Raw genomic sequence first — 15,234 nt, 5'->3', positions numbered from 1 at the left:
GTGGACATGACCCTTAAGCCCTTGTGCCGCAAGGCTTTGACGGCGTTTTGCGCCGTCTCGCCCGCTTAGGCTTGGAATCATGCCGTTTCGTTCGTACCCCGCACGTTCTGAATCACACCATACCCGTCTTTTGCGAATATGGCGTATCCGTCTCGGCGTGGGCTTCCGGGTGCATGACGAATCGAACGATCCGTGCCCAGACGTTTGTTTGCCCTGAGCTCCGGAACCGCGCCCAAATCATACGGCGTGGTCTGATAGACCCAGTTCAGCCAATTGCGCCACAACAGATTCGCGTGCGCTCGCCAGGCGAACAGCGGCTCCTGCGACGGGTCGTCGTGAGGATAGTAGTTCTTCGGGAACGGCACATTGGTCATGCCCTTGCTCATGTCCCGCGCGTACTCGTCCGCAAGGGTGTATTTTCCGTACTCCCAGTGGCCCAAGGCGAACACTTCGGAAAAATCGCGCGTGGCTATCAGACCGGGACCTGACTCCTCTCCCCAGGTAAGCACCTGCAAATCAGGGTTCGCGGCGATGTCGCCCTCGTCCATCGACGCAAGCCTGGAATGCGGCTGCAGAATGATTTCATCGAATCCATTGGTGATGAAGCAGTACTCGTCCTGCAAATACTGCGGAAAGACACCGAAAATTTTCTTGTCGAGAACGTGCTTGCGTACACCGTAACGGTAGTTGAGAGCACCCATCGCCCCCCAGCACAAGTACAGAGTCGAGAAGGCATGCGATGAAGCCCAATCCAATATCTCCTTGAACTCGTCCCAGTAATCGACCTCGTCAAAGGGCAGATGCTCCACGGGGGCCCCGGTGACGACGAATCCGTCGTAATAGTTGTCCCGAACCTCACTCAAGGGCTCATAGAACTTCAGGAGGTGGTCTCGACTGGTGTGCGTGGCCTTATGACTGGCGATTTTCATGAAATCGACCTCAACCTGAAGAGGTGATTTGGAAATAAGCCGCAATAATTCTGTTTCGGTTTCAATCTTTTTCGGCATCAGGTTCAATATCAGGAGTCTCAGCGGACGCAGGTCCTGCTGTTCGGCTTCTGGGCGCTCCAAAGCAAAGATTCTCTCCGAATCGAGAATCGCCCTTGCTGGCAGACCACTTGGAATATTGATTGGCATGCCCTCCATTATTGCAAGCCTGACCGAAGTGAACAGCCCTCTCGCTATCAGCTGTGCTTATGAGGAGTTGCAGGTAGGGGTGATAGCAGCATGCGGCACTGTGGTGGACATCTTTGGCGGAGCAACATGGTGGGGCGCGAGGTGGGGCATCGGGTGGAGCATCGGTTCTGCGGCAATGGGGTACGGACATGGGAGGCGCGGCGGGTCTGATCGGCAGAGTCTACCCGTCTCCGCTGATGTCAGGAACCGCCACGGCGTCGGTCCGACTGTCCTGGTTCTTCGGCGAAGCAGAAACTTCCTCTGCCAGCAAAGTGCGCCACACCGGTTTGACATTCTCAGCTTCACCCCTAAAGTAGATAGAGCTGTCGTAAGGCAGCCGTCGCGGGGTGGAGCAGTTCGGTAGCTCGCTGGGCTCATAACCCAGAGGTCTCAGGTTCAAATCCTGACCCCGCTACCAATCAAGGCTAGGAATCGCAAGGTTCCTGGTCTTTCTTCTTTTAGGGGTTAAGCGGCTCTTCGCATTTTGGCATGCACGGGTGGCGCCCAACACGATAACTGCATTAAAAGGACAGCAATTCGGCATATTCTGGGCGAAAAAGCTGTCCTTTTAGTGCAGTTATCTAATTCCCGGTTGATGGGATACCGGACTCTCGGCGCTCAGGCGTCAAAACGCGCCGACTCAACTCTCTTGGAGTCTTAAGGTGATGTGATGGCGAAGGCCATCGTTCGCAATCTCAACGTCTCCCAAGCTTCGTGCCACCCGCGCCACATCTATGGATTTCTCATGCTCCCTGATATCGGCAGAAACGCCCGGGTGCCCTTCCTGTGATTCATGCCGCGCATCGAGCAACGCTCGCGTCAGCAGTCCTCGATAGTGCTTGGCCGCATGAGTGACCACCTTGCCATGTGAATCAAGCACACGCAGATCCCACCACTGCCCATGCGGAGTCGTGACCTGATACGCTCCGGAACGCATATCCACAGTGGTCCCCACGGAATCGTCGATAGCCGCATCTGTGGTCGTGCCGTGCTTTGCCACGCAGTTTGCTCGACCGAATCCGGCCTTGGTCAATTCACGCCGCCAGAACGTTTTCAAGCTGCCTATGCCGGGGAGGGACGTGTTCATCGACAAGCGATATGCCGGAATGAGGTCTTCTGCAGTGGTCACACCAAACAAGCCCGAGAAAATCATCACCTCGTCGCCGTCATGCAACTGTGCGGCCTGAAACAGCACGCCGGTATACACCTGATATGCGGGTGCACAGGGCATATCGCGAAGTTCGCGTTGCGCCTGCACCTCGGGCATGACACGTTTGCCGACTTTGAGAATCCCGGCGGCATCCTCCATGCCGGACACATCGATGAGCGCTTCGAGCACACGCCTTCGTGCATCGGTGAGTTCAGGAAACGACAGGCCCCGAAGTGCCAATGCAGGCCCGGAGTCTGGCCACGTTTTGCCCTCGGATGGCGGAAGAAGAATACGCACGTCGAACATTCTATCGGCAGGCCCGATTGTCGGATGCAAGGCGAAACTATCAGCGTGCGTACAACCTATGTAACAGTAGGGACACGTTTCATCGACGAATTTCCAGCACCACGGTGCACCGGGTAACTCGTCGTGTCTTTCGGAAGCATACAGCCTCCGGACGCATAAGAACGTAACGATATCTGCGACGTCAGCTATGCGGTATCCAAGATGGCATCTCCGAAATCGGAGCAGGTCATGAAGCGAGCTTGTATGGCGTATATGTGCGTTCGGTCACACGCGTCCCGGTGCTGGTCTGATACATCACGATGATACGCACGTGTGGGTCCGTGACCAGGCTCATGTAAAACGTTGCTTCACCGACATAAGCGGCGGTGTTGTCGTCGAGCTGTCTGGCTGCTGTGTTCTCAAGCGTCGACGTCACGGTCGGCTCGCCGTCGAAGGTGTACGTGATTTGCAGCGTATTGCCCTGTGCCCGTACCGAAGCCGGGGTATGAGGGTTGATGAACGTGCACAGCTTCCTCTGTTCCGGGTAAGCAGAAGCGTCCAACAGCAGCTCCACATCCTTCGGCTTCGACGACGGGTCGACACCAGCTGCGGATTGGTATTGCGGAATGCACCCATCCCTACTCCACGAGTACACCTGGGAGCCCACACTCACCATCGCGATGAGCGACACCACGACTCCGGCGATGGCCAGACCACGGCCGCGTCCGCCATGCCTGCCAATCTGCCTCAGCCCGATGCACGACAGCACAAAACCGACGACACATAGAGGAAGCGAGAGTATGAACCCCGCAACCGCCATAGGATTCCACCCGGTACGCTGCTCAGGAAGCACGAGAACCCTCACATCCGATGACTGCGCACTCGTTGACGGCACTACACCCATGTCAACAGGCGCATCTGCTCCGGTCCGCTGACCAACAGAACCGATGCGTTCCTGAGCCTTTCGCACGAAATACACTTCCCCGTTGGCCGAGGCCAGCTCGACGACCTGACGCATCAGCTCATCGGCATGACTCGCATTACCCCGCGCATACTCCGCCAATCCTAAAAAATAGGCGTTCTCTAGCTGTACAAACGGCGTTGAAGGGGCGGCCTCTCGCCGGAATTCCACAGCGCTCATCGCACCGCTGCCAGCTATCACCCCAGCTCGCTGAGACAACACCAGCAGCGCATGCTCCTTCATCTCCCGGTAGTGACGGTTCGGAGCCGCGAAACCCGTCAACAGGCGATAATAGGCCAGCATCTCACCCTGACGACCTGCAAGCAAAGCAGCCATATACCCTTGCACACAGCAAGCCATGGTGGAAACTGCGCGCTGGCCGCGACGACGAAGCCATTGCAGATTCACCCCGGACAGCAAGACCAACGCCCCGTCGAAATCTCCCCGAATATACCGCAGTCGCGCCTTCGCCAGAGCAGTGTGCACACTAAGTCTGCGACGAGCCCGCTCGCCCTTCGCCTCTGCCACGGCCATATCCATGTACCGCTCGTACCAAGCGAAATCAAAATCACGTTCCAATTTGTCCATAAGTGCCAGACCGACCTGTCTGTTCCACGCACGGGTCACCAGCAGTAAGGAGACGCCCACAATGAACACCACCAGTTGGCATACCTGAATCCACGCCGGGGGATGAACCAGACCGGCGGAAGGAAGTGTGAACCCCATGAACAGAACAGCAGACGCCCAGCACAGGCTCAGCAGCACCGCAGTCCTCAAACGTACACGGGCCAACGCCGTCTCAACCGGCACGCCACGAAAATCCACTCGACCCATAACCACCACACCCCTTAACCCCACTACTCCCCCGCAGACGAACTGCCATCAGACCGACAAGAACCGCGGGGGAATGCTCCCAACCCCATGACTCAATCTACCTGGAACGTCACTCCGGCCGCTTTCACACTCCGTATGATGTCGTGCCCGCACGAGGCTTTCGCGCTTCCATGATGCCTCGCAGGGCACGCTGCGTGACATCATGCTGGAAATCCGTCTGCCGCATGGTTGCGGCATGTCGGTTTCGCGCGAATCTCAACCAACTCATCTTCAACACACCGTGGGAATAGCTTCATCCCCCTACTCACGTCTCAAAACCAGATTCAACTAGGTATGTATGCATTAACGGTGCTAGTATATTAACGAGGTTAATACAGTACGGACAATGGAGACGTCATGAACCTGACCGCATATATCACTGGCATCCAGCATGTTGGCATACCGACCACCAAGATGGATGAAACAATCGCTTACTACCAGGCCTTGGGCTTCGAGGTGGCAGGCAGCTTCCCCAACGGGGACAGCACCTGCACCTTCCTGAGGTTCGCCAATCTCACGCTTGAGGTCTGGACGGTGGATTCCACGCCCAATACCACAGGTGCCATCAACCACTTCGCTCTGAATACCACGGACATCGACAAGGCTTTCGCAGCGGCGCAAGAGCTGGGCCTGAACTTCGTGGAAGGTTCGATTCAGCACATCCCCTCCTTCTGGGACAACGGCATCGCATACTTCAACGTCCTCGGGCCGAATGGCGAAACCATAGAGTTCTGCCAGATTCTCTGATTTCCGACAATCCGGAAATTCACCGTCACACACCAGTCATCGCCACACACGGCAACATCAATGCCCCGGCATTCCCAGACCTTTGCAGAGGTCTGCATACTCAGGCACACAGACTTTGGGGGAAGTTGTGTCATCAAAACAACGCTGGATTGAACAGCCCGACGGCTATCTCAACCGCACGCCAATATTGCAATTCGTTCTCGTATCGATTCTCTTCGCCATCTGGGCGGTGTCATCGAGCCTCAACGACATACTCATCACGCAGTTCAAGGCCGTCTTCGACCTGAGCGACTTCGCCACGGCATTCGTGCAGAGCGCCTTCTATGGCGGATATTTCATCATCGCCATCCCGGCATCCCTGTTCATCAAGAAGACCAGCTACAAGGCGGGCATCATCGCCGGTCTGTCGTTGTTCGCACTCGGCTGCCTGATGTTCTTCCCGGCATCCCAGTTCGCAACCTACGGCATCTTTCTGTTCGCCATCTTCATCGAGGCAATCGGCCTGAGCTTCCTGGAAACCTCAGGCGACACCTACGCCACACTGCTCGGCCCCAAGCGTCTGGGCACTTTGCGGCTCAACATCTCGCAGACCATGAACGCACTCGGCCTAATCGTCGGCATTCTGCTGGGCAAATACCTCGTCTTCCAGGACACGAACCTCAAAACGGAGATGACAGGACTCTCGAAAGCCGCAGCCCAGGCCTATGGGACCGCGCAGCTCAGCAGGACGCTGTCACCCTACAAGTACGTGCTCATCGCCCTCGGAGTGCTCATCATCCTGTTCGCGGTGACGAAGTTCCCCACCGGGCGCCCGAAGACCACCGAAGGCAAGATAGCCTCCGCAAGCCTGAAGGAGACGCTCTCCTATCTGTCGAAGAACAACCGCTACAAGAGGGGCATCCTCACCCAGTTCATCTATATCGGCGCCCAGACCGGCATCTGGTCCTTCACGATGCGTCTGGCACTGAACATGTTCCCGTCCTTCAGCGACCGCGATGCCTCCAACTTCATGTTGTGGAGCTACGCCTTCTTCTTCGTCGGCCGTTTCTTCGGCAGTTATCTGCTTTCCAAGTTCAGAGAGACACGCGTGCTCGCCGTCTACCTGGCACTCGGCGCACTGATGCTGGTCGGCACCGTGTCCATCCACAATATCGCTGCGGTATGGCTTGCGGTCGGAGTCAGCTTCTTCCTCGGGCCCGGTTGGCCGACCATCTATTCACGCACCTTGGAAACCGTTCAGGACAGACGCTACACCGAAACGGCAGGGGCAATCATCGTCATGGCCATCGTCGGCGGCGCGGTTCTTCCGGCTCTGCAGGGAGCGCTCTCCGATGCCACCTCCATGCAGTTCTCCTTCATTCTGCCGGCAATCGAACTGCTGGTCGTCGCCTGGTACTTCTGGTCCGAGATGAAGCACGACACTCTCACCCCGCAGCAGAAGAAGGAACTCGCGCTGGCAAAGCAATGATGCAACCTCGGCAAGGTCTCGTTCAGCACTCCGTCGGCAATCCACCTGAGCGCTGAACAGAGCACTGAACGAGACGGTCGGTCTGTGAACCGACCTGGCCTGACCTGAGCTCAGACCAGCAGGAATCATGCGTGATGCCCCGCGCCCATACATATATGGGCGCGGGGCATCACGCATTCACGACTCATCAGGCCTGAGTGATGGCTCCATACATATCCGGACGCCTGTCCCTGAAGAACTGCCAATCGTTGCGCGTCCTGCAGCGGTATAGCAGAAATGCCCCGCCTCCGTGTCGCTGCCGGACTTGAACGCCGGGAACCAGAACACCGTCGGCCTTTCCACATCGTCCGGATTCCCCGCCCATACCTCAACGAGGATGAGGCAGATGCGTTAACGGAAACGAAACGGGCAGATATGAACGCGAAATGTTCAATGTGGAGGATGACACACACATCGCGGGGGACGAGAACACGTCACCATAGCCTCAAACCGCACCTGTTCCAACTGAACATGGTCGGCAACGTGCACATTGGTCGACGCGACTCGACAGTGGAAGCGGTGGATGAGCACCAGGCCGATTCGGGAAGCGACGCTTCGGTTTGGACTCGGAAAACAACAGAGGGCAGAGGGCATCCTTGACGCATTGCTTCGTCATGTGCCCGACCCGTATATGAGGAGGCATCGGCATGACAGCGTCACTCAGCGATATCGACGATTTCAGCATCGAGGATTTCACTAAAGCCTACGGTGAGGGGACGCTGTCACCGGTCGAGGTGCTGGCCCACAAAAGCGCTCTGATGGATGAGGCCGAACCCGTACTGCATGCGATGGCGAAACGCTATGACAGGCAGGAATCGACTATTCAGGCTGCGAAGGCATCGGAGGAACGCTGGCGGCGAGGCGAGGCACTCGGAGCGTTGGATGGCGTTCCACTGACCATCAAAGAGAACGTCAATGTCGTTGGCGAGGTCACCACCTGGGGCTCAAAATCCTTTGCGGACTCAGAACCCGCAACACTCAACTCCCCCGTCTACGACCTGCTCAACGCCACAGGATGCATCACGCTCGGGAAAACAGCCATGCCGGAGTGGGGCATGCTGTCGTCCGGCGTTTCGACCGACCACCCGACGACATGCAACGCTTGGAACGCCGATTGGAATCCGGGCGGGTCAAGCGCGGGGGCGGGCACCGCATCCGCAGCAGGATACTCGCCTGTGAACTTCGGCAGCGATATAGGAGGTTCCGTAAGGCTTCCCGCAAGCTGGAACGGTGCCGTCGGTCTGAAACCGACATTCGGCCGCATTCCGGTGGACCCTCCCTACTACGGCCGTTCCATCGGCATCATGGGACGCAGATTCGACGACATCGGCACCACGCTCAACCTGACCTCACAACCCGATTGGCGCGATCCGTACAGTCTTCCGACAGCGGCTCAGGGTTGGCTCGACACGCAGCGACAGCTCAAGGACATACGCATCGGCCTGCTGCTCGATGCGGGGGCCGGGGCTCCCGTCACACCGGAAGTCAGACAAGCGGTGTCGAATGCTGCGGCTTTGTTCGAACAGGCAGGGGCGCATGTCGAAATACTGGAGCCTTTCGTCGGGGACAGCATCGACCTCATCGACCTGTTCTGGAGAGCCGTGCATTACAAGGACTACGTCAACCTTCCCGAAAACGGCAAGGCTGTGATGCTCCCCTTCATCTCCGAATGGTGCCTTGCCGGTTCAGCCATCACCAGTGCCGAAGCAGTCCGCGGCAGTGACGAGCAGCTGGCCTTGGCAAAGCGGACACTGACCGCCACCAAGGATGTCGACTTCATCCTCTCCCCCGTCTCCCCGGATGTCACCTATCCGGTTGATTGGCCGATGCCGAGCAATGACGTCGAGCACGCCATGTCTCACATCGCCTTCTGCCTGCCATACAACATGTCGGGGCAACCTGCCGCGAGCGTGAACTGCGGCTTCAGCTCCGACGGCAAACCGATTGGACTGCAGATAGCAGGTCAGCGATTCGACGAGGCGGGCGTGATATGGATGAGCAAACTCTACGAGGACATCAAGCCCGCAGAGGCCGTGGTCACCTCATGGCCGAGAATCTGGGAAAAACCGTCAGCATGAGGTCCGTCAGGCGATTTCTTCACGGCACCGGTCGGCTCATCATTCCTGAGACAAGCCCGACCGCAAGCCGTACCCGATAATCCCCACCCATCCAGTTCCTACCAGTCAATCCCACCCACATATTCCTACCCAGTCATTCCAACCCAGTCACCATGGACCCGGTTCGCTCAATATCGTATGAACCGACCATCACCATCGAAGGGGAAACCATGAAAGCACACAAGAAGGGCATCGTCCGTATCGTCGCTGCCGCACTTGCCGCGGCAAGTCTGCTGTTCACAGCGGCCTGCGCGGGAGGCACCGGCTCGTCCAGCGCGTCATCGGCATCGACGGACCTCAAAGTCGGGCTGACCGCATCACCGGCCAACCTCGACATGACCCAAACCTCAGGAGCCGCGATACCCCAAGCTCTGATGGTCAACGTGTACGAAGGCCTCGTGAAGCTCAAGGACGACGGCAAAACCATCGAACCGCTGCTCGCGAAAAGCTGGACCGTAAGCGAGGATGGACTGACATACACCTTCAAACTGCAGTCGGGAGTCAAATTCTCCAACGGTGACAGCTTCGACTCCAGCACGGTGAAATACAACCTGGAACGTCTGAACACATGGAAGGCCAACACCCCGACCAACCTCTCGGCAATCGACCATGTGGACACGCCGTCGGCGGACGAAGCGAAAGTGGTGCTGAAATCGCCTGATCGCAACGTGCTCTTCTGGCTCACAGGCCCGCTGGGAGCGATGTTCGACCCCAAGGCAGTGGACTCTCTGAAAACCGAAGCCGTAGGAACAGGACCGTTCACCGTCAAAAGCTATGCTGTCGGCAGCAAGCTCTCCCTGGCTCAGAATACGTCCTATTGGGGCACCAAGCCGAGTCTGAAAACCGTTGAACTGATGTATTACACGGATACCACGTCCTGCTCCAACGCACTGCTGAGCGGCGACATCGATACCATCTACAATTTCACCGCCTACGACCAGCTCGACCAGTTCAAGAACAACGACAACTACAGAATCGATGTCGGCAATGCGCAAGGCATTCTGGTGCTCGCCATGAATTCCAAGAAAGCGCCATTCGACAATGCCGACCTGCGGCAGGCGGTGATGTACGCGGTCGACAGAAGCAAGGTCGTCGACACGGTGCTCAACGGCTACGGCAACGTCATCTCCTCGCCTTCCATACCGACCGATGCCTGGTACAAGAAATCAGATGCCTACGCCTACAACCAGAGCAAGGCGAAGGAACTGGTCAAGGAATCCGGCGTGAGCAATCCGACCATCAACTTCACCGTGCCAAGCCTGAGCTATGCGCAATCCATCTCCCAGGTCGTCAAGACCCAACTTGAGGCGGTCGGTTTCACCGTCAACCTGGAAACTCAGGAATTCCCGGCGGTCTGGCTTCAGAACACCCTGACCGACAAGAATTACGATATGACGGCCATCCTGCATGTCGAACCGCGCAATGTCTTCAACTACGGCAACTCGGATTACTACTGGAACTACTCGAATCAGACTGTCCAGGATGCCTTTGCCAACGCCAAGAAGAGCGGCGATGACGAGGAGTTCAACAGCTATATGAATCAGGCAATCACCCAGATTCAGAAGGACGCACCCGCGGACTGGCTCTACAACCCCAAGCTGCTGGTGGTCACCAAGAACAACGTCAGCGGCATCAACAAGAACGATGTCGGCATCGCCTTGGACCTGACCGGCGCCAAGCGCTCCTGATACCGCGGCCTCAAGTCCCCTCGGAATAACCACCGGTGCGCATCCCCAGGGATGCGCACCTCTTTCTTATCGGCGTGCAGGAAAACGGCACACATGCACTCCATCACGCAGCTGAAACAGAGCACAGTGCGGACACCGCACACCGGCAGGATTCCACGCAATCACCTGAATATCGACCAGCACAAGGAAGCTCAATGCAGGACATAGACATAACATCAGTGGGCGGATTCGCCTATGCGAACTACACCGATGACGCGGGAGGAACCGGTGCCACGGTGTTTCTTTTCGACCATCTCAGCCCGGCCGGGGTCGCCATACGAGGAGGAGGGCCCGCCAGCCGGGAGACCCCGCTGCTGGCACCAGTCGCCTCATCCTCCGGCATCCACGCGTTGATGCTTTCCGGTGGGTCTGCCTACGGGCTGGACGCGGCCGGAGGTGTCATGCGATTCCTCGAAGAGCAAGGCACAGGGCTGCACATCAGAGAGGCTTGCGTTCCTCTTGTCTGTCAATCCTGCCTCTTCGACCTGCCCGTCGGCGACCAGCACGCTCGCCCGAATGCCCAGAATGCTTACGATGCATGCTTCCAGGCCAAGCGGAGCGTATTCCAGAACGGCAATATCGGAGCCGGAACAGGGTGCTCGGTCGGCAAATACCATGGCATGGAGCACGCGATGAAGGGTGGTCTCGGGTCTTACGCTGTTCAGGTCGGTCAGGTGAAAATAGGTGCGGTCGTCGCCGTGAATGCGATGGGAGATGTGTACGCGGCAGGTTCAGGAACCACTCTCGCAGGCATGCTTGACGATACGAACACTGCATTCGAATCCTCGTTCTCATCCATGATTGAAGATATGGAGTCCGAACGGCACGCACCCGAGGGAAACACCACCATCGGCGCGGTGTTCACCAATGTGAGATTGGATAAGTCGGCGCTGACGAAAGTCGCTTCCATGGCGCATAACGGTTATGCGAGAACGATACGTCCTGTTCATACCAGCGTGGACGGCGATTCCATCTACGCCGTCTCAACCGGTTCCGTCGTTGCGGATACGGATGGCGTGGGCACGCTGGCAGCCTATGTCATGGAACGGGCCGTGGAAGTCGCTGTTCTCAGTGCCGAAAGCGCCTATGGACTTCCCTGTGCAAAGGATTTCGTCGACTAGGCGGCATGCGGATGCATTTTCGGCATCCCCCCACGACCGCCACAGAGTTAACTGCACTAAAAGGACAGCTTTTCCGGTGAAGTATCACCAAATTGCTGTCCTTTTAGTGCAGTTATCTCATTCGAGGCCCAAGGCCGGAACCGCTAGACCAGATTCGCGTCGCGCTCGGCCCGCTTGGAGAGGATATAGGGGCGGATGGCGAACGCGAGTATCAGGCCGCCGACGATGAGCAGGACGAGGATGCCGATACCGCCCGTGTAGGGCAGGTTCGCCAGACTCCACGCCGGGTCGAGCACCATGACCTGCCTGCCATCCTCGCTGACATACGCCAGATTCGAACCCGAAGTGACATACGCTAGCTCCGTCACCAGCGTCGCATCCGCATCCCATATCGGACGCACATCCACCGTGAAATCCGACACCTTGAAATAGCCGGACGGAGCCGCAATCTCCTCAAAGACCAACTCACGCGCCTCGACACCCTGCACGGTGAGCTTGCCATCCGCAACGGTCTCCACGCTCTGCGTCACACCTGTATCCCCAGCCACCGCCAGACGGTACACGCCACTACCGGCAGCAGGCACCTCCACGAAGTCCAAGGGCCGACCATCGCGCAACACCTTGAACCGTGCACCCACAAGCGTTGTCGACAAGTCATCCTTATCGCGCTTCGACAACTCCACACGGAAGGAATATGCGTTCGCCTTCACCATCTTGGACTCCACACCTGAACCAGCATCAGTCCAACCCTCGGATACGGCTCCCGCATGCGAACGGGTCAGCTTCGCCTCGTTCATATTCGCCGCAACCACCCCACTGGTGGGCACCGCGTACGTGGCATGCTCCTTGTTCAGTACCGCCGTATACCGGATGCGTATCAACGAACCCGCAGGGAGCTTGTTCGTCACGCCGGACGAGCCGTTATCATCCGCAAACAGGGTCTTCAACCCTGTAAGCGTCAACATCTGACCCGACACCGTGACCGACGAAGACGGCAACGCGCCCGTCACATCGGTATCAGGCGAAGACGTATCCAGCAACACCTTCACTCCACTTGCGTCAGGCAACGTCAACCCGCTATCAGCCGTGTCCTCCACCCTGAACTCATACGCGTCATAGGGCACGGAGAATTCGGTCAAATCAGGCACCTGCAACGCTATCTCGTACTCCACCTCGGAGCCCACATCGAAGCCATCCATACCCGCATCATTGACTATCCGCTTCGCAATATCCGTCACCGTGGTCTTCAACGCCGCCTGACCCAAACGCGGCTTGCCCTTAACCCCGGCGTCAGTGAAATCTACGAAACCACCATCCTCACCGAGAGCATCGTTGAACACCTTCGTGCCCACGATAATCGGCAGGGACGCGCCACTGGAATCCACAATCAGATACAAGCCCGGGCCAGACAGCGGCAAGGTCACGGGATTACCCACAGGAGCGTCCAAACCATTCAACTGACCGGCGACCTCACCTAAAGCATCACCATCCGCTTTGACGGCATCCCGCAACGCCTGAGCAAACAATTGAAGCCTGCCCGCATACGGACTAAACGCCGAAGTCACATCATCACTCGACGGGTCAGTCGGATACCCCAACCACCGAGACGCCACCCAACCCATCGGATTATCCACATCCACACCCGTAGCGCCAGCAGGCTCAGCCGCATTCTTAAGCGTGTCCTTCAACGCGGCCGGAGTTGTCAACATCACGCTCTTCAACGCACCGGTGTGGTTGAACGCCTCGTCATTGTAGTCACCAATCTTGTACGCGCTCAGCGTGCCCGAAGTCTGGCCTGTCAGTGCAATACCGTACGACGGAGAATTCCTTATAGCCAGAGAGCACCCAGCCCCGTTCACCGTCACCGTACCCGTGATGGGTTTGGTCGCACGATTCGACCAGCCCACCGTATCCGAACCATCCTCCTGACCCCACACCGACAACACGTAATCCTTACCTGACTCCAAGGTTTCGCACGGCACCACCATATTGCCCTTCACACCGGTCGCAGCATCCGTATTCGTCCGACCCGAAGCCACCACCTCACCTGAATCATCAGTCGAGTCCACCAGCTTCCACCCCAAACCTGTCTGAAACTCCAGATTCGAAGAACCCTCCAAATCCTTCAACACCCACTCACCACCAACACCAGACTCCTGCTCGATATACGGGATCTTCGACAACACCACACTCTTCGACGCATCCACAAACGTCAACCGCAAAGCATCGGATGTCTTTGCTTGGCTTTCAGTTCCAGAGTCAGCGGAGAGGATTAGCGTCTCAATCCGCAACCGCAAGGCCGGCCGTAGTCCATATTGACTACCTTCCAGCGAAATCGAGCCAAGGTAGTTATATTGATAATTTGGTTTCCCTGAGTTCACGCCGCTTGTATTTACTACCCACGGCCAGCTATCCGTAGTTATCCACCACGGGGTCCGCAACATGAATCCCGCTGAGCCATTAACCCAGACAGCGCCTCTTGAATCTGCAAATGCAGAGCTACCTTTCCCAGCACCCCCAGAAAATCCAAAATACCTTTTCAAATCCCCGAGTGAAAGAGGGAAAACTCCATAAGAGTAATTCGAATGTGCCTGACCCACAAAACTGGTTGTGTTACACGAAGTGGCTACGACTTCCGTACACACACCTTCGACAACATCTCTCCTCAGCATTCTTTGTTCGAAGAGAGAATAATTGCTCCCATACACGTCATCCTCAGAGTCTTTGTCATCCGCAAGTCTGGCGAGAGCGGATTGATACTCATTTTGACCAATATCAAATGCGTCATTATCTCCGAAATCGCTGGGCGCTGTTTCCATACTCTGCGCGAACAATAACGCTTCATTAGGATTCACAGAGGTTGTTGCTGACGTATACAAGTCAGACCCTTCCACATGTGCAGAAGCATTTATACTTGGCATCCCCGATACTCCACGGCCCACCCCCAGAACTATGTATCGTCCATAAACGTCACTCGAACCATATGTGCCAGTGGTACCTTGTTTGCCAAAATGAATTTGTGGCTGCGTCCCCCACGAATATCCCGAAAAGTCACCCTCAGTTTTCAAATATGGCACTACCGCACCATCTGCATCCGAATCCTGCAGACGACTGAAATAGCCATCCGGTCCATAATCATTAGCATCAGCAACCGCTTCACGCACCGGCGTCGACACGAGTATTGCTCCAATGAGCACGAACATAGCAAAAGTGAAAGCAATGCAGGTCAGGAGTTTCCTCTTGTAATCGCCAGGACGATTTCCCTCGCTGCGCTCCAGATGACGACAACATGCAACAAATGTACGCAACCGACCCATAAGAGCACCACCCACCGAAGCGAAAACAGCACACCCCCCCCCCGCGACCGGCATCAATCAGACGAAACGCCTTGAATCAACGAAAGGAACATGCAGCGAACATGATGGGTAATATATTACACTATGTATGTCTTTGCTTGGAGAGTATAGGCAAACCATGTAGTTGCAGGCGAGACGATACGGTCGGTGGGACGCCGAAGCATTCACTATCAGCAGACCTTGCGACACTTATCGGGGTTCATCTCATACGAAAT

Annotated in this window: 9 protein-coding genes and 1 tRNA gene; 6 read left to right on the top strand and 4 right to left on the bottom strand. The window is 56.8% G+C overall.

Going from position 1 to position 15,234, the window contains the following annotated elements; translation table 11 throughout:
* Positions 1–77 precede the first annotated feature (77 nt).
* A complete protein-coding gene (locus tag DB51_RS02035; RefSeq protein WP_034250859.1) occupies positions 78–1,136 on the bottom strand; it encodes a homoserine O-succinyltransferase in 1,059 nt (352 codons plus the stop codon).
* A gap of 380 nt (positions 1,137–1,516) precedes the next feature.
* Between DB51_RS02035 and DB51_RS02030 the strand changes: the two genes are divergently transcribed.
* Positions 1,517–1,593: transfer RNA gene (locus tag DB51_RS02030), tRNA-Met, on the top strand.
* Positions 1,594–1,815: 222 nt separating this feature from the next.
* On the opposite strand, the gene DB51_RS02025 is transcribed toward DB51_RS02030, so the two are convergent.
* Complete coding sequence (locus tag DB51_RS02025) at positions 1,816–2,622, bottom strand: YaaA family protein (RefSeq protein WP_162174603.1); 807 nt, start codon at positions 2,620–2,622, stop codon at positions 1,816–1,818.
* Between the two features lie 235 nt (positions 2,623–2,857).
* Positions 2,858–4,411, bottom strand: coding sequence for a hypothetical protein (locus tag DB51_RS02020; protein WP_156958185.1), 1,554 nt, complete (start codon positions 4,409–4,411; stop codon positions 2,858–2,860).
* Between the two features lie 390 nt (positions 4,412–4,801).
* On the opposite strand from DB51_RS02020, the gene DB51_RS02015 reads away from it, so the two are divergent.
* The 5 genes from DB51_RS02015 (at position 4,802) to DB51_RS01995 (ending at position 11,663) form a co-directional block, all read left to right on the top strand.
* Positions 4,802–5,191 carry a VOC family protein gene (locus DB51_RS02015; RefSeq protein ID WP_034250857.1) on the top strand — a complete coding sequence of 130 codons (390 nt, stop codon included), beginning with the start codon at positions 4,802–4,804 and terminating at the stop codon, positions 5,189–5,191.
* 127 nt (positions 5,192–5,318) lie between these two features.
* On the top strand, positions 5,319–6,659 hold the full coding sequence (fucP, locus tag DB51_RS02010; protein WP_034250856.1) for an L-fucose:H+ symporter permease: 1,341 nt from the start codon (positions 5,319–5,321) through the stop codon (positions 6,657–6,659).
* 686 nt (positions 6,660–7,345) lie between these two features.
* A complete protein-coding gene (locus tag DB51_RS02005) occupies positions 7,346–8,776 on the top strand; it encodes an amidase (RefSeq protein ID WP_051867164.1) in 1,431 nt (476 codons plus the stop codon).
* A 209-nt stretch (positions 8,777–8,985) separates the two neighbouring features.
* A complete protein-coding gene (locus DB51_RS02000) occupies positions 8,986–10,503 on the top strand; it encodes an ABC transporter substrate-binding protein (RefSeq protein ID WP_162174602.1) in 1,518 nt (505 codons plus the stop codon).
* A gap of 194 nt (positions 10,504–10,697) precedes the next feature.
* Positions 10,698–11,663, top strand: coding sequence for a P1 family peptidase (locus tag DB51_RS01995; protein ID WP_034250855.1), 966 nt, complete (start codon positions 10,698–10,700; stop codon positions 11,661–11,663).
* A 143-nt stretch (positions 11,664–11,806) separates the two neighbouring features.
* Here the strand turns inward: DB51_RS01995 and DB51_RS10280 are convergent, their stop codons facing one another.
* On the bottom strand, positions 11,807–13,885 hold the full coding sequence (locus DB51_RS10280) for an isopeptide-forming domain-containing fimbrial protein (RefSeq protein WP_162174601.1): 2,079 nt from the start codon (positions 13,883–13,885) through the stop codon (positions 11,807–11,809).
* Positions 13,886–15,234: the final 1,349 nt, after the last annotated feature.

This window comes from Bifidobacterium crudilactis, assembly GCF_000738005.1.
In the GTDB taxonomy this organism is placed as follows: Bacteria; Actinomycetota; Actinomycetes; order Actinomycetales; family Bifidobacteriaceae; genus Bombiscardovia; species Bombiscardovia crudilactis.
The sequence above is the reverse complement of the archived record's forward strand: the minus strand, read 5'-3'. Positions and strand labels throughout refer to the sequence as shown.